General features: G+C 49.2%; 17 protein-coding genes. 4 read left to right on the top strand and 13 right to left on the bottom strand.

The features are described from left to right. Window positions 1-10: 10 nt before the first annotated feature. The 3 genes from proQ to EOJ37_RS04800 all read right to left on the bottom strand — a co-directional run bounded on the left by proQ (window position 11) and on the right by EOJ37_RS04800 (window position 3052). Window positions 11-793: an RNA chaperone ProQ gene (proQ, locus tag EOJ37_RS04810; protein ID WP_127958371.1), complete on the bottom strand. Its 783-nt coding sequence runs from the start codon at window positions 791-793 to the stop codon at window positions 11-13. 95 nt (window positions 794-888) lie between these two features. Then, on the bottom strand, window positions 889-1386 hold the full coding sequence (locus tag EOJ37_RS04805; RefSeq protein WP_127958369.1) for a GAF domain-containing protein: 498 nt from the start codon (window positions 1384-1386) through the stop codon (window positions 889-891). Window positions 1387-1570: 184 nt separating this feature from the next. Continuing rightward, a complete protein-coding gene (locus EOJ37_RS04800; RefSeq protein WP_127958367.1) occupies window positions 1571-3052 on the bottom strand; it encodes an amino acid permease in 1482 nt (493 codons plus the stop codon). Between the two features lie 132 nt (window positions 3053-3184). Here EOJ37_RS04800 and nfo point away from each other — a divergent pair, with 132 nt between their 5' ends. Next, entirely contained in the window at window positions 3185-4039 is an 855-nt protein-coding gene (gene nfo / locus EOJ37_RS04795) for a deoxyribonuclease IV (protein ID WP_127958365.1), read from the top strand. Window positions 4040-4217: 178 nt separating this feature from the next. Here nfo and fruA read toward each other — a convergent pair whose 3' ends face one another. The 5 genes from fruA to topA all read right to left on the bottom strand — a co-directional run bounded on the left by fruA (window position 4218) and on the right by topA (window position 11796). Then, window positions 4218-5873 carry a PTS fructose transporter subunit IIBC gene (gene fruA, locus EOJ37_RS04790; protein ID WP_127958363.1) on the bottom strand — a complete coding sequence of 552 codons (1656 nt, stop codon included), beginning with the start codon at window positions 5871-5873 and terminating at the stop codon, window positions 4218-4220. A gap of 1 nt (window position 5874) precedes the next feature. Continuing rightward, the gene (gene fruK / locus EOJ37_RS04785; protein ID WP_127958361.1) at window positions 5875-6822 is read right to left on the bottom strand and encodes a 1-phosphofructokinase; all 948 of its coding nucleotides are present in this window, start codon (window positions 6820-6822) and stop codon (window positions 5875-5877) included. Then, entirely contained in the window at window positions 6815-7951 is a 1137-nt protein-coding gene (gene fruB / locus EOJ37_RS04780) for a fused PTS fructose transporter subunit IIA/HPr protein (RefSeq protein ID WP_127958359.1), read from the bottom strand. Before fruB ends, fruK begins: the two co-directional genes overlap by 8 nt. 647 nt (window positions 7952-8598) lie before the next feature. Beyond that, the gene (cspE, locus tag EOJ37_RS04775) at window positions 8599-8811 is read right to left on the bottom strand and encodes a transcription antiterminator/RNA stability regulator CspE (protein ID WP_127958357.1); all 213 of its coding nucleotides are present in this window, start codon (window positions 8809-8811) and stop codon (window positions 8599-8601) included. Between the two features lie 390 nt (window positions 8812-9201). After that, on the bottom strand, window positions 9202-11796 hold the full coding sequence (gene topA, locus EOJ37_RS04770) for a type I DNA topoisomerase (protein ID WP_127958355.1): 2595 nt from the start codon (window positions 11794-11796) through the stop codon (window positions 9202-9204). A gap of 408 nt (window positions 11797-12204) precedes the next feature. On the opposite strand from topA, the gene EOJ37_RS04765 reads away from it, so the two are divergent. After that, window positions 12205-12456, top strand: coding sequence for a YciN family protein (locus EOJ37_RS04765; RefSeq protein WP_127958353.1), 252 nt, complete (start codon window positions 12205-12207; stop codon window positions 12454-12456). Continuing rightward, window positions 12453-12593 carry a hypothetical protein gene (locus EOJ37_RS14390; RefSeq protein WP_155522479.1) on the top strand — a complete coding sequence of 47 codons (141 nt, stop codon included), beginning with the start codon at window positions 12453-12455 and terminating at the stop codon, window positions 12591-12593. Before EOJ37_RS04765 ends, EOJ37_RS14390 begins: the two co-directional genes overlap by 4 nt. Here the strand turns inward: EOJ37_RS14390 and sohB are convergent. After that, window positions 12585-13631 carry a protease SohB gene (sohB, locus tag EOJ37_RS04760; protein ID WP_127958350.1) on the bottom strand — a complete coding sequence of 349 codons (1047 nt, stop codon included), beginning with the start codon at window positions 13629-13631 and terminating at the stop codon, window positions 12585-12587. The genes EOJ37_RS14390 and sohB overlap by 9 nt on opposite strands. Window positions 13632-13838: 207 nt before the next feature. On the opposite strand from sohB, the gene EOJ37_RS04755 reads away from it, so the two are divergent. Then, window positions 13839-14585 carry a YciK family oxidoreductase gene (locus EOJ37_RS04755; RefSeq protein WP_127958348.1) on the top strand — a complete coding sequence of 249 codons (747 nt, stop codon included), beginning with the start codon at window positions 13839-13841 and terminating at the stop codon, window positions 14583-14585. A 153-nt stretch (window positions 14586-14738) separates the two neighbouring features. On the opposite strand, the gene rluB is transcribed toward EOJ37_RS04755, so the two are convergent. The 4 genes from rluB to mgtA form a co-directional block, all read right to left on the bottom strand. Further along, window positions 14739-15626, bottom strand: coding sequence for a 23S rRNA pseudouridine(2605) synthase RluB (rluB, locus tag EOJ37_RS04750; protein WP_127958346.1), 888 nt, complete (start codon window positions 15624-15626; stop codon window positions 14739-14741). A 362-nt stretch (window positions 15627-15988) separates the two neighbouring features. After that, window positions 15989-16609, bottom strand: coding sequence for an L-threonylcarbamoyladenylate synthase (locus EOJ37_RS04745; RefSeq protein WP_127958344.1), 621 nt, complete (start codon window positions 16607-16609; stop codon window positions 15989-15991). Between the two features lie 113 nt (window positions 16610-16722). Then, a complete protein-coding gene (rnm, locus tag EOJ37_RS04740; RefSeq protein WP_127958342.1) occupies window positions 16723-17613 on the bottom strand; it encodes an RNase RNM in 891 nt (296 codons plus the stop codon). 161 nt (window positions 17614-17774) lie between these two features. Next, window positions 17775-20483, bottom strand: coding sequence for a magnesium-translocating P-type ATPase (gene mgtA / locus EOJ37_RS04735; RefSeq protein ID WP_127958340.1), 2709 nt, complete (start codon window positions 20481-20483; stop codon window positions 17775-17777). Window positions 20484-21025: the final 542 nt, after the last annotated feature.

Genomic DNA, 21025 nt, shown 5'->3' with positions numbered 1-21025 from the left:
GCTCTCGGGATCAGAACTGGAGGTGCTCTGCGCGTACAATCATTGCCAAACCAGAGGAGAGCTGCACGCGAACACCATCTTTAGTTATTTCCAGTATAGTTGCTGCCATTGCATCCTGACCGGCTCTCACTTTAAGTTGCTGGCCAATTTTCAATTGGGAGAGTTCAACTGCACTATGTGCTACCGGCTGTGCTACCGGCTGCTTATGCTCTTTTTTGCTGCCCAAGGCTGCGCGATCCTGCTGTGATTGTGCTTTCTGTGACGGCACTTTTTGAGGCTGCGCTTTTTGTGCTGGCGTTTTATGCGGTTGTGTCGTGGGTGCTGATCTACGTTTGTCTGCACTTCGATTGCTATCAGCACGCGCTGCTGGCCGTTTTGTCATCGGGCGTTGACGAGTGGCTTCACCTGCCGTTTCACCTGCGGCTTCACGTTTCTTGGCATTTTGCGCCGCACGTTGTGCCTGAACACGCGCCTTGGCTGCTTCAAGCTGCTGACGAGCATGGTCAACATGCTGCTGCTCTAACTCACCGCATGAATTCCCCTCTAGATCGACCCGCTGTGCCCCTGCCTTTACACCATGCAAATAGCGCCAGCTTGAGGTATACAGCCGTAAAGCAGAACGCAGTTGCGTCTTACTGAGCAATTCATCACCCTGTAGCCGTTCAACAATATCCTGAAAAATGCCGATCTTTAATGGGCGAGCTTCACCTTCGGCACTAAAGCAGAGCGGGAAACGTTCGGCAAGAAAAGCAATGACGTCTTTAACTGAGTTCAACTTATGTTGATTTTCCATGAAATTTCCTGATTACAACGGTGTGCTGATAAGCACCAGACATGAACAGGCGACATTATAATCGCCCTAGCGCTAAATGCCACATTAACCGTAGCTCAACTTGTCGTGACAGTAACATATTTTGTAGCACCACACTGCTCCAATTGCAGACAGAGTTGTTCAACCACAGACGTTAATCCAGCCTCATCCTGATGATCAAAACGCTGGAAAACGGTACTGTCGATATCAAGGACACCGATCAGTTGTTCACCAACGGTTAATGGTAACACGATTTCAGCATTACTTGCGCTATCACAGGCAATATGTCCATCAAACTCATGGACATTATCAACACGTAATACCTGTTTGGTTACCACCGCTGTACCACACACCCCTTTACCAAGCGGGATTCGAGTACAAGCGACCTTGCCCTGAAATGGGCCAAGTGTCAGTTGCTCACCGGCAATAAGGTAAAAACCAACCCAATTTACCGCTGCCAATCGTTGATTAAGTAAGGCGCTGGTATTGGCGAGAGCGGCAATAAAGTCGGTCTCACCCGCGAGCAATGCCGCCAAGTCACGCTTCAATTCTGCGTAGAATGCTAATTTATCCATCACGTTACCCCATAGTTATCATCATTGTCTCTGTGGCGGTATCACTTTGATCAACAGGCTCGTTATCTCATTTCGCTGATCGCTAACAGCCGTGTCATCAATTAACGAGGAAACTGTGGCACCAGGCTCGAAGCCGAGATGGTGCCAGTTAACACGCTCAATACGTTATCAGTCAAGATAACAATCAGTTATCCTGCTCCCACTTTGGAAACTCCATTTCGCTGTACGGCACCATGCGTGTACCGTGCACCAGTTTGTAGCCAAACCAGATCAGCAAAAAGAGTGGAATGCCGATGTAGGTCGCAGCCACACCATACCAGTCAATTTTATCTTGCAGGAAAGCCTGATAATTTTGCCCTAAGGTAATCATCATACACAACACAAAAGCAAAGATAGGCCCGAGCGGGAAGAAACCGGAGCGGTAAGGTAACTGGTTCAGATCCAATCCTTTGAGCATGTAACCACGACGAAAACGGTAGTGGCTGACAGCGATCCCCAACCAGGCAATAAAACCGGTCATGCCGGACGTATTCAGCAGCCACAAATAGACCACTTTATTGCCAAACATTGAGCTTAAAAAGCACAGTGCCGCGACCAGTGTGGTGGCATACAACGCATTACGTGGTACACCATTTTTTGACAGTTTCGCAAACATGCGTGGCGCTTTACCTTCCCGTGCTAGGGTAAACAGCATCCGTGTTGAAGCATACATGCCGGAATTGCCCGCTGAGAGCACCGCAGTTAAAATCACCGCGTTCATCACTGCCGCCGCTGAAAGCAAGCCGGCGTGCTGAAGCACCAGCGTGAACGGGCTGACACTGATATCCTGCACATCATCACGCAGCAAGTTCGGATCGGTATAAGGAATAATCAAGCTAATGACTAGAATGGCAAAGATATAAAACAGCAAGATACGCCAAAATACCTGCTTCACTGCACGCGGAATATTCTTCGCCGGATCTTTCGATTCACCGGCAGCGATGCCGACCAATTCCGTCCCTTGGAAAGAGAACCCAACAATCATCGCGACACCGATCATGGCAGCAAATCCCCCGGAAAAGGGAGCATCGCCAATTGTCCAGTTCTGCCAGCCGGCCTGTTCTCCACCCTTGAGTATCCCGACAATCATCAGCACGCCCAGTACGATGAAAACCACTACCGTAGTCACTTTGATCAATGAGAACCAATATTCAGCTTCACCAAATCCCTTCACTGAGATGTAGTTCAGCAGGAATATTAGGCCAAGGAACAGTGCGCTCCAGATCCAGCCTGAGGTGTCGGGAAACCAGTAGTTCATTACCAGTTGTGCTGCCACTAGGTCAACTGCTACCGCCACTGCCCAGTTGTACCAGTAGTTCCAGCCGAGCGCAAAACCGAATCCTTCTTCTACATATTTTGCGCCATAGGTGGAAAATGAACCGGAAACTGGCATAAATGCTGCCAACTCACCAAGGCTGGTCATCAGAAAATAAACCATCAAACCAATTAAGGCATAACATAGCAGGGCTCCGCCTGGGCCTGCCTGTGAAACTGCTGCCCCTGAACCCACAAATAAACCAGTACCAATAGAACCACCAATCGCTATCATGGTTAAATGCCGTGCTTTCAACACACGGCGTAGTCGGTCATTCGTTTGACCGACACTTTTTATCTCTTTTTGAGCCATTTTTATCCTGCTTCACTGGTCGAAAATGAGGGCGAATTGTAACAAATAGCGCTCAGCGAACTAGTCTGAATGTACTGATATAAGATACCTTAATAACGCAATTGTGATTATTAGCACAGTAGGAGAGTAAACATGAAGTTTGTCGGTGCACATGTCAGTGCAGCAGGTGGGGTTGATCTGGCGGTGCTACGTGCACACGAACTGCAGGCGACGGCTTTTGCGCTGTTTACCAAGAACCAGCGCCAGTGGAAAGCCGCTGCCTTGAGCAGTGAGACGATTGAAAAGTTTAAGCAGGCCTGTAGACAATACGGCTATCATGCGGCACAAATATTACCGCACGACAGTTATCTGATTAATCTTGGCCATCCTGAACAGGAGGGGCTGGAGAAGTCGCGCGCTGCCTTTCTGGATGAGATGCAACGCTGTGAACAATTGGGGTTAACGCTGCTGAATTTTCATCCCGGCAGCCATCTGATGCAAATCGATGAAGACAAATGTTTGGCACGGATCGCGGAGTCAATTAACTGGGCGCTCGATCAAACCCGTGATGTTACCGCAGTGATCGAGAATACCGCTGGGCAAGGTAGCAATTTAGGCTTTAAGTTTGAGCAGTTAGCCACCATTATCGAGCAAGTGGAGGATAAGAGCCGTGTCGGTGTGTGTATTGATACCTGCCATGCCTTTGCTGCCGGTTATGACCTGCGCACCGAACAGGACTGTCAGCACACTTTCCAACTATTTGATGATATTGTCGGTTTTCGCTATTTACGTGCTATGCATCTTAATGATGCCAAGAGCGCTTTTAACAGCCGGGTTGATCGCCATCACAGTCTGGGGGCAGGCAACATCGGTCACACCGTGTTCAGTTACATTATGCGTGATGCACGCTTTGACCAGATCCCGTTGATCCTTGAGACGGTCGATCCCTCTATCTGGCATCAGGAGATAGCTTGGTTAAAGAGCCAACAGCTCTCACCGTCGCTTTAATTGACTGCGTACTGCAAAGCCGCACCGCCGAGAAGGGGTTGAGCGGTGCGGCTTTGCACTCACATTGTGTGCTGCTTCCATTCAAATCTAGACTCGCTTCAAACCCGAAATGCATCACAAGGCATAGCTGCTCATCAGAATCTAGGAGAGACAAGTGTGGCAACGGTGGTTGAGGTGCCTACAGCGCACAGGAGCGTTTCAGCACACTATAGCTGACGCCCGCCAACAAGGTGCCAATGATGATCGCCAGTAGATACCAAAGCATGGAAGAGATGGCGCCCGGTATCAATAACACAAATAACCCGCCATGCGGTGCCATCAGTTTGGCACCAAAAGCCATCGATAACGCCCCACTGACCGCACCACCGACAATGCAACACGGCAACACTCGCATCGGATCACGCGCCGCAAATGGGATTGCACCTTCGCTGATAAAACATAGCCCCAATACAATCGCAGCTTTTCCAGCCTCTTTCTCTGACTTTTCAAATTTTTTCGGCGCCAATAGTGTTGCTAGTCCCATCGCGAGTGGTGGAACCATGCCAGCAGCCATGATCGCGGCCATCGGCGCATAAACTGCGGCGCTAAGCAGCGCAACTCCGGATGCATAAGCGACTTTATTTACCGGTCCGCCCATGTCGGTACACATCATGCCACCGAGTATCGCTCCCAGCAGGATCGCATTGCTGCGCCCCAACGATTGTAACCACTCGGTTAACCCAACCATCAGGCTGGCAATCGGTGTGCCGAGCAGGTAGATCATCACGAGCCCAGTGACCAGACTGGCAACCAGCGGCACGATTAAGATCGGTTTTAGTGCTTCCATCGTTGCTGGCAAACGCAACCGGGTATTGATCATCTTAGCCAGATAGCCCGCCAGAAAACCGGCAACAATACCACCGAGAAAACCAGCTTCGATATTGACTGCCAACATACCGCCGATCAGGCCCGGGGTTAACCCTGGGCGATCAGCAATCGAAAACGCAATATAACCCGCCAACACCGGCACCATTAGCATAAATGCGCTGCCACCACCAATCTGCATTAATGCTGCCGCGAATGAGTCTGGTTGTTCATACGCGGTTATGCCAAAAATATAAGAGAGCGCAATCGATAACCCACCAGCTACCACCATCGGTAGCATATAAGAGACGCCGGTGAGTAGATGTCGATAGTTGCCTGTTTTTCGCTGCTTATCCACTGCATCTGTTACTGGTTGTTCTGTCTGGTATTCGGCCTGATGTTGCGCATTGTCTAATTCTTGTGCCGTTCTCATTAATGCCAGCCGTGTTGTGGTGCGGTAGATCGGTTTATGCGCAAACTTTTCCAGATCAATGTCAATATCCGCCGCCACCAGTACAAAGTCAGCAGCCATGATCTCCTCAGATGTCACGCTGTTTTCAGTGCCGATTGCACCGCGCGTTTCCACTTTCACCCACCAACCACGGCTAGTGGCTTCACGTTCAATCGCCTCTGCTGCCATAAAAGTGTGCGCAACGCCAGTTGGGCAGGCTGTCACGGCAATGATTCGTTTGGGTTGTTGTTCTGCCGTGCGATCCGGCTCGAAAGTGTAAGGTTTGGCATCCACCAGGGCGCTATGAAGAAAAGCATTCGGATCACGTAGTGCAGTCGCAATATCACCACGATAGAGTAGTTTGCCGTTCAGACTGGCGTCGGCCGCGAGATGATCCGCTGCAACGACCACCAACTGAGCATCGCTGAGTGAATCAACCAGTTTTAAATCGGTTTTGCGTACCGCAAATGCAAGCATATGCTTTATCAGATGAGAACATGCCTGTCCGCGTGAACTATCTACCAATAGCATTGCTTTCATTCTATCTCCGCCAACTAAACGCAGTTAACTCAACACGCGCCATCATTGCCGCCAGTTGGGCACGATCACTGACACCTACATTACTCTGGCAGACCGCCAATGCTGCAATCGCGGTTGCCAAGCGCAATGTCTGTTGCTGACTTTCTCCCAGCAAAAAACCATAAACCAGTCCACCCACCATTGAATCTCCGGCACCTACCGTACTGACGACATGGCAGATCGGTGGTTTAGCCAACCAGCCACCTTGTTTGTTAACCCAGAGTGCGCCCTGTTCACCCAGTGAGATGACCACATGTTCAACCCCCTGTTGCTGTAATTCGTCGGCAGCAATCGCAACATCTTCTAGGCTTGGTAGCGCTCTATTAGCCCAGATTTCCAGTTCCTGGCGGTTAGGCTTAACCAGCCACGGGGAGGCTTTTAAACCGGCGACCAAGGCATCCCGGCTGCTATCGAAAATCAGGTAACGACATTGCGCGCGTAGCTGCACCATCCATTGGCTAAAAGCCTCGCTGTCTACCCCGCTAGGCAAGCTGCCACTTACTACAATAATATCAAAATGTTGTAACCAAATAAGTGATTCCAGTGCAAACTGCTGCCACTCCTGTGCACTCACTTCAAAACCAGAAAAATTAAGATCAGTGACTTCACCGTTTTTCTCTGTCAGTTTAACGTTGATGCGTGTGCAGCCTGCTACTGGTTGAAAACGGTTATCAATGGCTAATTCATTAAATAAGCGCTCAAATCCTTTGCGATTATCACGACCAAGAAATCCCCCTACCGTCACATTGACATCCAGATTACTGAGTACTTTAGCCACGTTGATGCCTTTACCTGCTGCATGTAATCCTTTTGTTTTTACTAAATTAACTTCGCCTCGCTCGATGACCGGACAAAATCCAACCAAGTCGTATGCTGGATTTAATGTAATTGTTGCTACCTTTTTATTCATGCGTCCCCTCACCTAACCCTTTACTGATCGCCTCACCTATTGCTGCCAGTGCTGCGTTGGCATCCTCACCATGAGCGGTAAAACGTAAGCGATGCCCTTTTTTTATCCCCAGTGCAACCACCTTCAGCAAGCTACGACCATTGGCCGGTTTACCACTTCCATCGAGATTTACTATACTAATTTCGCTGCGAAATTGTCTGATCACATTCACCAGTTCTGTACCTGGACGCGCGTGTAATCCATGCTGATTACGGATGACATATTCCGCCGTTACCCCGTGTTGACCAGGCAATTCCTGGCTCGAGAGTATGGCAACCAACTCTGCGGCATCACACTGCAACAAGCACTCAGCCTGATTGGTGAGTAGCAGATCACCTAGACGGTTGAGCATCGCCAGTGGCTGCTGATCAATCACCGCGACAGTCAGTAGTAAAGCAACCCGTTCACCCTGTTCATCAAACGGCTGTGCTGCCCGGCTAATGCTTGCCGCGCTGAGCAAATTACCTTGTGTACTGTCGTTTAGCCAAATGCCCTGGCCAAGGTTCAAAGGACGGCGAATGATCACATCACTGACAAATTGAGCATCTACTGCCCCCGCTTTTTGTAAGCGTGCGGCATTTAATGCCTGCAATGCCAACAGTGAGTCACAGGCTACGTCAATAGAGACCATCGAGCGATCAAATAGGAATTCACTCTGAGGCCGTTTATCAATCAGTAACCGACACAGTTCCTGTGCTGATTGTGCAGTGGCCAGTTGCTCTGCCAGTGAGCGTTCAGAGAGTAAATCGGTTAACTGGCTCAATATGCCCAGATGTTCATCACTGCGTGCCGCAATCCCCAGCACTAAGTACACGCGCTGCCCTTCATCCCATTCCACACCTTGTGGAAACTGAAACACTTGCACTTCGGTGCGCAGCACTAAATCGCGACTTTCTACGGTACCGTGAGGGATGGCAATTCCATAACCAAGATAGGTCGAAGCCTGTCTCTCTCGTGCCAGCATCGCATCAACATACCCCTCGCTCACACTTCCGGCAGCGGTTAACGCTGCAGCTACCTGCCGGATCGCTTCCTGTTTACTGCTGGCCTCAGCAGTCAAATGAATATGTTGTGGGGAAAGCTGAAACATGTTTTTTCTCCTTGCCAAGTAAGGGGCTTCTTTCTGGCAAAAAAGTGGATCACTGCTTTTTAATACGCATGAGTATAACCATTTGTTATACAATACATAGTACAGCACCTCACCTAACACGAGGCATTTTGTTACCCGCGAGTTAACGGCCTACCCTATCCGGACGATTTTCGTCGTCATTGTGTCGTTTGCGGTGCAAAAAATCCTTACTGGTTGCCTGTATGCTACAGGCTCTGCTTACGGTGGTATCCAAATAGCACCTGTCAGCATGATCGCGGAGTTAGCTCCGACAAGGTAGATTGCAGGGCCGATGTCCACTGATATTAAACGTCAATTCCAACCAATAATAGCAAACGATGAAAACTGAAACGTTTCAATTTGGAGCTTAATATTATTATTCAATGTGAATGGAATTTTTTATATCGATTTATAGCCTGTTTTTTTGATGTAACGCACAATTTTAGAAAAAAGGCATTATTGGCAGGCGGGGGGTACAGGCTTTCAGCAAAACGCAATATCATCTTTGCGCTATTACGTTGTGCCAATGACCGATAAGACAATAAAAAAGGGCTCATAATCAATATGAACCCTTTTTCAATCAACAATAAGCTGATTCAGCTAACTGTTGTGAGACGCCAAAAGCAAGTTTAAATCGTGGTAACGTTAGCAGCTGATGGACCTTTAGCACCGTTTTCGATAGAAAACTGTACTTGTTGACCTTCTGCCAAGGTTTTAAAACCTTGATTCTGGATTGCAGAGAAGTGTACGAAAACATCTTTGCCGCCGTCTGCAGGAGTAATGAAACCAAAACCCTTAGACTCGTTGAACCACTTTACTTGACCTTTGATCATGTTAGACATGTCTAATTCCTTCAATAATAAATTAAGCCGCAATGGGCTCGTTGCAGCCAGTTGCCAGTCACTTATGGAGGCACTAGAAAGGAAATTCGTCTAAAGGAGAGCTATCGAGGATAACACCTTAAATGTGAACTACTTTACTGAAAATGTCGTGCATAAATAGATCTGTACCACAGGCGAGCTAATTAACGCATGTTTGCCGAGTAAGCGCAACTTTTTTTCCACTTAGAGTGTGAGAAAACATGATCCACCACACATTATTGTTCACTAACCAACAGGGTACCTGACAAAATTTTGAGCAGCATAAGCTGCTCAACAGTTTTTTAATAGCAGGAAACTACGCTCACTCTCTGCATTGGCTACCGCAGAGATGAGCGAATGAGAAAAACCAGACTACTTTTTATCTACCACCCATTTGCCATCAACATAGAATGCGACCCATCCGGTGGCCTTACCCGCTTTTTCTGAAGAGACATACTGTTGCTTGGTCTTGCGGCTAAAACGTACCAACGTTTTATTGCCTTCCGGATCTGCCGTTGGTGCTTCTGTCAGATAGCGTAGTTTTTCCGGTAGTCGATCCGCAAAACGCACCAGCTCTTCAACCAAAGGTGCGCGTGTTTCGCGTGATTTAGGGAAGCTATTCGCCGCTAGGAATACACCCGCAGCGCCATCACGCAATACGAAGTAGGCATCTGACTTCTCACACGGCAATTCGGGCAGTGGTACCGGATCTTCTTTCGGTGGCGCCACTTCCCCATTACGCAAAATTTTACGGGTGTTCTTACAACTGTCGTTGGTGCAACCCATATATTTTCCGAAACGTCCGATTTTCAGGTGCATTTCAGAACCACATTTTTCACACTCGACAACCGGGCCATCATAGCCCTTCAATCGGAAACTGCCTGTCTCAATTTCGTAACCATCACACAGTGGGTTATTACCACAGACATGCAGTTTTCTTTGATTATCAATTAAATAACTATCCATCGCCGTGCTGCATTTAGGACAACGACGCCGAGCGCGCAGCGCGTTGGTTTCCGCATCATCACCCTCGAGTACATTCAACACTTCCGCTTCTGGCACGAGGTTGATGGTTGTCTTACAGCGTTCCTTCGGTGGCAGTGCGTAGCCAGAGCAACCAAGAAATACCCCTGTACTGGCAGTCCGTATGCCCATTTTACGGCTGCAAGTCCGGCAGTCGATGCTGGTGATTACCATCTGATTTGGGCGCATTCCGCCCTCTTCCGGATCTTTCTCTGCCACTTCGAGCTGTTTGCTGAACTCACTGAAGAACTCATCCAGTACCGCTTTCCACTCCGCTTGGTTGTTGGCAACCTGATCCAACCCGTCTTCCATACGCGCGGTGAAATCATAATTCATCAACTCACGGAAGTTTTCCGCCAGACGATCCGTCACGATTTCGCCCATTTTTTCGGCATAGAAGCGACGGCTTTCAACCCGGACATAACCACGATCTTGGATCGTCGAGATGATCGATGCGTAGGTTGAGGGGCGGCCGATACTGCGTTTTTCCAATTCTCTCACCAGTGAGGCTTCGCTGTAACGCGCCGGCGGTTTGGTGAAGTGCTGACTCGGCAACAACTGCTGCAATGCCAACTCAGTACCTGCTTCGATCACAGGCAGTGTGCGATCTTCATCATCTTTACGCAGTGCTGGCATGACCTTGGTCCAACCATCAAAACGCAATGTGCGTCCTTTGGCGCGTAACAAGAAATCATCGGCTTTAACCGTTAGGGTAGTCGAGTCGTACTGCGCAGGTGTCATTTGGCAAGCAACAAACTGACGCCAAATTAACTGATACAGTTTCTGTGCATCAGGCTCCATTTCGGTAAGTTGCTCTGCCAGCACATTCACATCTGATGGGCGGATCGCTTCATGCGCTTCCTGGGAGTTCTCTTTGCTGCTGTAGTGATTCGCTGCTTGTGGCAGATAGCGTTCACCGAAATGGTCGCTGATGTAACCGCGTACCATATTGAGTGCATCCTGACTCAGGTTGGTAGAGTCGGTACGCATGTAGGTGATGTAACCAGCCTCATACAGGCGCTGTGCCATCATCATGGTTTTCTTGACACCGAAACTTAATCGTGTGCTGGCAGCTTGTTGCAGGGTCGAGGTGATAAATGGTGCACTCGGTTTGCTACTGGTTGGTTTGTCTTCACGCTCCAGCACCCGATAGTGTGCCTTTTCCAACACCGCCATCGCCGCATCAGTCTGTTGCTGATTGACCGGCTTAAACGGTTTGTCGTGCGCGTGCGTCACTTCCATCTGGATTGCCGTCTCACCACCGTGTAGCTCGGCATGGAGTTGCCAGTACTCCTGTGGAATAAACGCTTTGATCTCCCTTTCACGCTCTACTACCAGTCGCACCGCGACAGATTGCACGCGCCCGGCAGATAATCCGCGCGCAATTTTCTTCCACAACAGCGGTGACACCATGTAGCCCACCACGCGATCCATAAAACGGCGCGCTTGCTGAGCATTAACACGATCAATATTCAGTTCACCGGGCGCATTGAAAGCCTGTTGGATCGCATTTTTGGTGATTTCGTTAAACACAACACGGCTAAAACGCTTATCATCACCGCCAATCACTTCACGCAGATGCCAGGCGATCGCCTCTCCTTCGCGGTCAAGGTCGGTTGCCAGATAGATGTGGTCGGCACTCTCTGCCAACGCTTTCAACTCGGCAACCACCTTTTCTTTACCCGGCAAGATTTCATAATGCGCCTGCCAACCGTGGTAAGGGTCAACCCCCATACGATTGACCAGTGCTGTTTTTTCATCCTTTTTAACTCTTTTTTTGCCCTTCTCTTCAGAGGGTGTTGCAGGCTTTTTGCTTGCAGAACCACTGGTTGGCAGATCACGAATATGGCCGACGCTGGATTTCACTACGTAGCCACTGCCAAGATACTTATTGATTGTTTTGGCTTTTGCCGGGGACTCAACGATTACGAGAGCTTTGCCCATAGTTACCTTTACCTGATTCTATTTCTTCTAAAGTACTCGCTCTCGCACGCTGTGCGGCAAGACACACTGATAGCCAAGTTACTTCAAGATAAACACTAAGCGCAACTTACGATTGATCCGCTAAACGGTTGTCATTCAGCCCTGTGTTACCACAGATTGCTTCCGTTGCACCTTAAGTAGCTTGGTGAATGTTCGCTATATTGCGGCGTCTCAACCAGATATCAACTGTTTTTCAGTAGTAGATACCCGATATTATTAACTTCTCGCCGTTAACTGACGCCAGAAAAGGCTCACTCTACCTAAGAAAACACCAATTAGCACGAAAAACGCCACGTCCTTGACCAGATTTGCTGCTGAACATAACCACAGGCTAGAATGAAGTTCAGATTTTTGCCAGGAGTCGCAGATATGAACAGCAATACTCAACCGATCCAGCGTGCAGCATTACTGGCTGAAGCCAACCAGATGATTGTCCAGCATCAGAACTATTTACCGGGTATGCAGGCAAACGATGTTGAGCAAAAAGGCGCTGTGCTGGTTTTTCGTGGTGAACTCTTTTTAGATGCCAACGGGCTTCCGACACAAAAAACCACTGCGGTATTTAATATGTTTAAACATCTTGCACATCAGTTATCAGAAAAGTATCACTTGATAGATTGACCAGCAAGTTCACCCGTGATGCTGCCACAGCAGGCATTTTCGGCTTGGTAGCGTGTGCTCTCGGTAGTGTGATAGTGCTGGCAGGAAACTCGCCAGCACTGGATGAAGTGACACAGAGTGAGCGTCACTCAGAGTAATGGCCGATCACCGCGTTGCCACCAACGTAGCAGCAAGCGATCTAGGCTCTCTGCTGCACTATGGGTAAAGCGGTCAACCAAGCGCTTACGGCGTGTATAGCGAACCTGGATCACTTCCCGATTTTCCATCTCCGCCAGTACCAGATCATCGCTGGTACCAATGTCATCAATCAGCCCTTTCTCTTTAGCCTGCATACCGAACCAGTGTTCACCGGTTGCAACGCTATCAATGTCCAGCGAAGGACGTTGTTGATGAACAAACTGTTTAAATAACTGGTGGGTCTGATTTAACTCTTCACGGCACTTTTCACGCCCAGCCTCAGTATTCTCACCAAATAGCGTGAGTGTGCGCTTAAACTCACCGGCTGTATGTAGCTCAATATCAATATCATTTTTCTTTAATAGCCGATGGAAGTTCGGCACCTGTATCACCACGCCAATCGAACCAATAATGGCAAAAGGCGCGGCAACAATCCGCTCAGCCACGCACGCCATCATATAGCCGCCGCTAGCAGCCACTTTGTCTACCGCGATGGTTAAACCGATCCCTTTTTCACGTAAGCGGGTTAATTGGGAGGCGGCCAAGCCATAGCCATGCACTGCGCCACCGGGACTTTCTAAACGCAACAATACCCGATCTGCTGCAGTTGCCACTGCGAGGATTGCGGAGACTTCCTCGCGCAGTGAGTTAACTTCATGCGCATCAACACTACCGTTGAAGTCAATGACATATAAACAGGGTTTGCTTGCTTCAATCTTTCCGCTTTTCGCCTGTTGCTTCTTCTGTTTTTCTTCACTTTTATGCTGTTTATTAGATTGCTTATGCCAGCGTTTTTGCTCGGCTGGATCCATCCGTGCCATGCGCATTTCACGTTGCATGTCGCGATATTGCTCACCAAGGTCGGTGAGTTGTAGTTCTCCTTTCTGCTGCCCCTTGCGCTGTCCCAAACTGACAACCAGTAATGCCAATAACGCAATGGCAATCACCAGTGTGGCAACTTTAGCCAAAAACAGGCCATACCCAGATATAAACTCCACAAATTCCACCTTGTTATTTACAGTTTGCCAAGTTGACGATGTTAACCGCCACATTTCTCCGATCCGCTCGCCAATGCTAGCTGGTCAGTTGATGCGGTTTCGCAACCGTCGCATTGTTTCAATCATAGTGCTAATGTGGCAAATATTAATTGAAAATATCCGCCGTTGCAGTAGGCATAGCGGTTCACTAGTGGGGTAAAGAGAATAATGGCCGCCTATCAAGCCAAACAGAATTTACTGGCAGAACGGACTATCTTGGTAACGGGTGCCGGTGATGGCATCGGTCGGGAAGCCGCACTGACCTTCGCACGCTTCGGTGCTGAACTGCTATTACTTGGCCGAACCGAAGCTAAACTCAATGCAGTTAAAGAGGAGATTATTGCCAACGGCGGCAACTGCCGCGCAATCATTACACTGGATCTGCAATATGCTACGCCAGAGCAGTATCAACAGTTGGCTGCTGAGTTAAGCGGGCAATTGCCCTATCTGGATGGTTTGCTGCACAATGCCGCTCTGCTCGGTGATATTATGCCATTGGCTGAGCTATCTGCTGCAACCTGGCAGGCGGTGATGCAGGTGAATGTCAATGCTGCTTTTATGCTAACGCAGGCATTGCTGCCGCTGCTGCTAAAAGCACCGGCTGCTTCGTTGGTGTTTACCAGTTCCAGTGTAGGGCGCACTGGGCGAGCCAACTGGGGCGCTTATGCCGTGTCTAAATTTGCCACTGAAGGAATGATGCAAGTTCTGGCTGATGAGTACCAGGCAGATGCGTTGCGCGTCAATTGTATCAACCCTGGTGCTACCCGTACCGATATGCGTGCCGCCGCTTTTCCGCAGGAAGATAAGAGCCTACTGCAAACAGCAGCAGATATTATGCCGCTTTATCTCTATCTGATGGGTGACGACAGTATCGGTCGAAGCGGTGAGAGTTTTGATGCCAAGGCATTTATATAAGCCATCTCAACGGGTTGGATTGAATTTTGCAGCGATACTTGTTTGCTATCACTATCGCCGCTATGGCTGAAACGCGCCTTCTGAGTCATGACTCAGAAGGCTGCTGGCAGTGGTGTGTCACAACACAGTATGTAGAAAGTAGCCTAGATTAGCTTAACCGCGCTTTGTCGGTTTACTTCCGGTCGCACTACGGCGGTTGCTGGTGCCACTCTGGCTGTGACGTTTGACCGCACGACGGATCTGATTGGCTTTTAAACGACGCCGTTCACGCTCTACCGGTAATTTGCTGACGGTTTCCGCTTTCAATGCCACCCGCTCACGCAGGTAGTTGATCGCTTGCAGATCCAATTCACTCCAACCACCACGAGGTAGTCCTTTCGGCAAATAAAGATCACCATAACGCACCCGGATCAAGCGGCTAACCTGCACACCTACCGCTTCCCATAGACGGCGCACTTCGCGGTTGCGCCCTTCTGTCAAGGTAACGTTATACCACTGGTTGATCCCCTCACCGCCTTGAAAACTGATGGATCGAAACGCTGCTGGGCCATCTTCCAGTTGCACGCCCTGGCTGAGTTGCTTGAGTTTATCGTCATCAATCTGGCCAAATACTCGCACCGCATATTCCCGTTCCACTTCGTGGCTGGGATGCATCAGTCGATTTGCCAGTTCGCCATCGGTAGTAAAAAGCATTAAACCAGAAGTGTTTACGTCCAGCCGTCCAACAGCTATCCAACGCGCACCGTGCAATCTTGGCAGGCGATCAAACACCGTTGGCCGACCTTCAGGATCACTACGTGTGCAAAGCTCGCCTTCCGGCTTGTAGTAGGCTAACACACGACAGACATTCTCTGTCGCCGGCTGGGTTGGGACAACATGCCCATCCAAACGAATTTTTGTTGCCGCAGTGACTTCAACACGATCACCCAGTTGGGCGACCTTTCCATCAACACTAACACGCCCTGCAGCGATCAATGCTTCTATCTCGCGGCGCGAACCACGTCCGGCGCGCGCCAATACTTTCTGTAGTTTTTCGCTCATGGAGCAACCTCTTGTGTCGCCTTCACAGGCGTCGGGGAGTCTATATTCGTTATACTTCAAGTGGCTGCATCAGTGACTCGCTACTGGCCTTTTCACTGACAGGCCGCTGCAAGCCACGTTCCAGCCAGCGACTGGCAGTGTGTTCTTCTGCGCGCTGCACTTGAGCTATTTAGCGCATAGGCGGGTAATTTACACGCTGATCATCGCGCCAGGGCTACCACTGTGGGTTGAACCGGCGGCGCATTGTAGAGCTTTTCACCAGCATTGGCACGCTATAGTTTGGTAGCTGGCTTATTTAATACCAGTCTGGTTTGCTTCCAAGCCACTTCACTGACTGCTATTAATACCAATATGTTAATCAGTTACAGGAAGGGTGATACATCACCAACACCTTCACGCAACACGCGCGCTGTACCTTCAGTGAGGTCAATCACCGTGGTGGGCTGTTGACCAAGAAAACCACCGTGGATCACCAGGTCTACTTGATTACCGAGAGATTCATTAATTTCTTCAGGATCTGACTCCGCAAAATCATTGCCCGGCAACATCAGGGTTGTTGACATCATCGGTTCATTCAACGCCTGTAGCAATGCCAGTGCAATCTGGTTCGAAGGCACTCGCAGACCAATGGTTTTGCGTTTCTCATTCATCAAACGTCGCGGTACTTCTTTGGTTGCTTTGAGAATAAAAGTGTAACTGCCAGGCGTGTTATTTTTGATCAGTCTAAACGAACTATTATCGACGTGGGCATAGCTGGAAAGCTCAGAGAGATCGCGACACATTAAGGTAAAGTTATGTTTATCATCCAGTTGACGAATACGGCAGATGCGCGTCATCGCTGCTTTTTCCTCCAGTTTGCAGCCCAGTGCATAACCTGAATCGGTTGGATAGACGATAACCCCGCCTTTGTGCAATACCTCTACTGCTTGGTTGATCAGCCGAGGTTGCGGGTTGTCTGGGTGGATGTAGAATAGCTGACTCATTTGTTACTCCCGACAATGGCACTCTGTGCAAGAGCGCGCCTTGGATAATGTTACTTTTCCAGCACCGCCTAGCGGCAAGATAACCACTAAAATGGCTCTGACAAAATAAGCTGTTAGCCTGACCGCTGTTCAGCGGGATTGCGAGTATGTGGCCAATCGTGCCATACAGGTTCAACCCCGCTGGGTAGCCATAACTTGCGCCCCAGTTCAATCCAAGGGCAGACACCATGAAAATCAGAACCTTGAGAGGCAAGTAGTTGATATTCTCGCGCGTAACTCGCCAGTAGCTGACGCTCTGCCGGTGCCTGCTGGCACTGGGCAATTTCCATCGCATCTCCCCCCTGTTCGGCAAAATCAGCCAATAGGCGTTTCAGCCATTTTGCACTCAGATCGTAACGGCCCGGGTGTGCAATTACCGCCCGACCACCCGCCTGGTGGATCACGGCTATCGCTTCGGCGATTGTACACCACTGTGGCGGAACGTAACCGATTTTCCCTTTAGCAAGATACTTGGCAAATACTTGGGTCAGATTATCTGCAATGCCAATTTGTACCAGATAACGGGCAAAGTGGCTGCGTGTTACCACCGCGCTAGTGGCAAACTGTTTCGCACCTTGGTAACTGTTGGCAATACGCGCTTTGGCCAAACGCCGGTCGATCTCTTCAGCGCGTTGCTGACGACGCTCGACCTGCTGGGCGAGAAATGCTGTCAATGCAGGGTGATAGGGGGCGATACCAAGGCCAACAATGTGGATCTCATGATTTTCCCACTCGGTCGAGATCTCCACCCCATGCACCAGTTGCAGCGCTAGCTGCTGCTCAGCAATGGTAGCAGTTGCCTCAGCTAAGCCATCGATAGTGTCATGATCAGTGATTGCCAGTACATTAACCCGCTTTTCTACCGCTCGTTGCACCAGTTGACTGGGTGTGAGGTCGCCATCAGAAGCGCGAGTGTGGCTGTGTAAATCGTACAAAAGAAAATTAGTGGCGGTTTGTTCTATCAACAGAGATGTCCTTCAATGACTGGGCGCACTGAGCGCGCCGAACATCTTAACTGAGTGAACAGGAAAATGGGTAGTTATCACTGGCTCCAGGCGCACTTTCTGCCAGTACTCGCCGTTCCGTTGCCGTTATAGCTGGGGTTGCCCCCAGCTGTTAGATGAGGTTAGAACCACTTGCCAAAACGGCGGATATAGAAGGTTTTCATCAGTTGAGCCACCACGCAGTAGCTGACCAGCGTCGCCACTAGCCACGGGAAATACTGCCACGGCAAGGGTTGTAGTCCCACCCAAGCACCAAGCGGTGAAAATGGAATATAGATCCCAATAGCCATGATAATACCCGTGGTCAGCAATACCGGTAATGCCGCAGTACTTTGAATAAATGGTATTTTCTGGGTGCGCAACATATGCACGACCAGCGTTTGTGATAGCAACCCTTCAATAAACCAGCCGGACTGGAATAGCGCCTGATGCTCAATGCTGTTTGCCGCAAAGACAAACCACATCAGGGCATACGTGGTGATATCAAAGATCGATGATGTTGGCCCGATCCATAGCATGAAACGCCCGATGTTTTTCGCATCCCATTTGCGTGGTTTGCGTAGGAACTCCTTGTCCATTTTGTCCCACGGCAGAGAGAGCTGAGAAATATCATACATCAGGTTCTGTAGCAGCAAATGGATCGCCAGCATCGGCAAGAATGGAATGAATGCACTAGCAACCAGCACCGAGAACACATTGCCAAAATTAGAGCTTGCGGTCATGTTGAGGTACTTGATGATATTGCCAAAGGTCTCACGTCCTTTAATCACTCCCGCTTCCAGTACCATTAAGTTCTTTTCTAACAGGATGATATCGGCAGACTCTTTGGCTATGTCCGTGCCGGTGTCAACCGAGATACCGACATCGGCATCACGTAACGCTGGGGCATCGTTGATGCCATCACCGAGAAAACCAACGGTATGTCCATTTGCTTGCAGCATTTTCAGTACACGTGATTTTTGTAGCGGTGTCAGTTTGGTAAACACTGTGCGCTGTTCGACTTCGCGTGCCAGTTCGGCATCATCCATCTGCTCAATTTGCGGCCCTAACAGTGGCTCACCAGGCTCTAATCCAACATCACGGCAGATTTTGCAGGTGATCACCGGGTTGTCACCCGTCAAGACTTTTATCGCGACGCCATTCTCCTGTAGTGCTGCAATTGCCTCTTGTGCGCTCTCTTTGGGCGGATCAAGGAAGGTCAGTAACCCTTCAATTACCAGATCTCGCTCATCTGCGACACTGAGCGGTAACTGGCAGCCCTGTTGTCCAAACTCTCGCGTCGCCAGTACCAAAACACGGAATCCGTCTTGGTTGTATTGGCAGGCCAGTGTCTGTAATGCCTCACGACGCGCAGGATCAAGCTCGACAATCTGCTGTGCAACACGTATGTGGGTGGCAATTGCCAGCATCTCTTCGACGGCGCCTTTGCAGATCAGTATCTGCTGGTGCTGTTCATCCTGAACCACAATAGAGAGACGACGGCGGACAAAATCAAAGGGTAGCTCGTCCACTTTGCTGTAACGCCCCAAGGCATCAATCCCCGGTTTGCCACGGCCAAAACGGATCACCGCATGATCCATCAGGTTTTTCATGCCACTTTGATGGAAGCTGTTTAGCCACGCCAGATGCAACACGCGGTTATCGCTGCTGCCGTTGACATCCAAGTGGTGTTCCAAAATGATGCGGTCTTGTGTCAGAGTGCCGGTTTTATCGGTACATAATACATCCATTGCACCGAAATTTTGAATGGCATTCAATCGCTTAACCACCACCTTGCGGCGTGCCATCGCAATCGCCCCTTTTGCCAGGTTGGAGCTGACAATCATTGGCAACATTTCTGGTGTTAACCCTACTGCGACAGCTAAAGCAAATAGGGCTGCCTCGCTCCAGTCACCCTTAGTAAAGCCGTTGATCAGCAGCACAATCGGCACCATGATCAGCATGAAGCGGATCAGCAACCAGCTAACACTGTTGACACCTCGGTCGAAAGCAGTTTGCGAGCGTGTTCCAACAATCGATTTGGCCAGTGAGCCAAAGTAGGTCTCTCCGCCGGTAGCCACCACTACCGCAGTGGCGGTACCACTAGCAACGTTGGTTCCCATCAGGCAGATATTAGAGAGTTCCAGCAGTTCATTTTCACTGGCTGGATTATTTACTGCCGCTTCGGTCGATTTTTGGCTGACATTGCCCAAGGCATCATATTTTTCGATCGGTATCGCTTCACCCGTTAAAATCGCTTGGCTGATAAACAAATCGCGTGAGCTGAGTAGTCGCACATCTGCCGGCACCATGTCACCAGCGGAGAGGCGGATGATGTCGCCAGGTACTAGCTCACGGATCGGAATTTCGATCGCCTGTGTCTGGCTGTTTGCGGTGTGACGGCGTAACACGGTTGCAGTAGTGCGTACCATCGATTTCAGTGATTCTGCTGCTTTATTGGTGCGATACTCCTGCCAGAAACGCAACAAACCACTCAGTGTCACCATGATCAAAATAATAATGATACCGGTAAGATCAGTTTCTTCACCCTGCTGCTTTGGCAGCCAATAATCGGTAAAGAAACTGATCCCTGCCAATATCATCAGTACTAGGATAAATGGATTATTAAATGCACTCACTAACTGCACGAATGCATGAGGTGCTTTTTCGTGTGCGACTTGATTGACACCGACCGATTGTAACCGCTCTTTTGCATCTTCCTGCGTTAATCCGCTCCGGTTGCAATTCAGATTAACCAAGGTTTGCTCAAGGCTATTTTTTGCTTCTTGTGCAATAAGATACGGATCACGCTTTTTATCACGACCACGATTGTTTTCTTTTATATAAGCCATAACGCTATTCTCTGGTGTTTTTGCATAAACAGTTGAATAGTTTGGGTGCAGCATGAATATACTTTTTTCAACTGATTACTTATTCCATTTTATTGGCTATTCTTCCGCTGCTCAGTCGATAAACTTTCATGCTTGCACTTCCCCATCCCAATAAGCGTTGTTAGCATAATTATTTTGTTAACAACGCAAAATAATGAAACATCTAGGGTGCTCGTCCATAAAATATCCTTATCCACCTGTGAGTGGATGTTAATTATAATTAAACCAGCAAACTCAATAATAATGTGCCAATTCACTGAACTTATGCTAGCCGCCAAATGAATTCGACATAGCGCAGTATGCCTTTTCACCGCCAAGCACAGCGCCGAGACTGTTCGCCAGCAATCCGTTTGGAGCAAGAGAAGTTATCATCATGATTTTCCTATCTATAAAAGAGGCCAAATCATGTGCTGACATGCAGGAGAGCTGTATGAAGTTTATTATTAACAGACATTGATTTTATTTTATATAAATCACCCAATAACAGCACAGCAATAGCTGGC

It is taken from the genome of Serratia microhaemolytica (assembly GCF_004011885.1).
GTDB classification, from domain to species: domain Bacteria; phylum Pseudomonadota; class Gammaproteobacteria; order Enterobacterales; family Enterobacteriaceae; genus Serratia_G; species Serratia_G microhaemolytica.
This window is presented reverse-complemented; position numbering and strand designations above follow the sequence as displayed.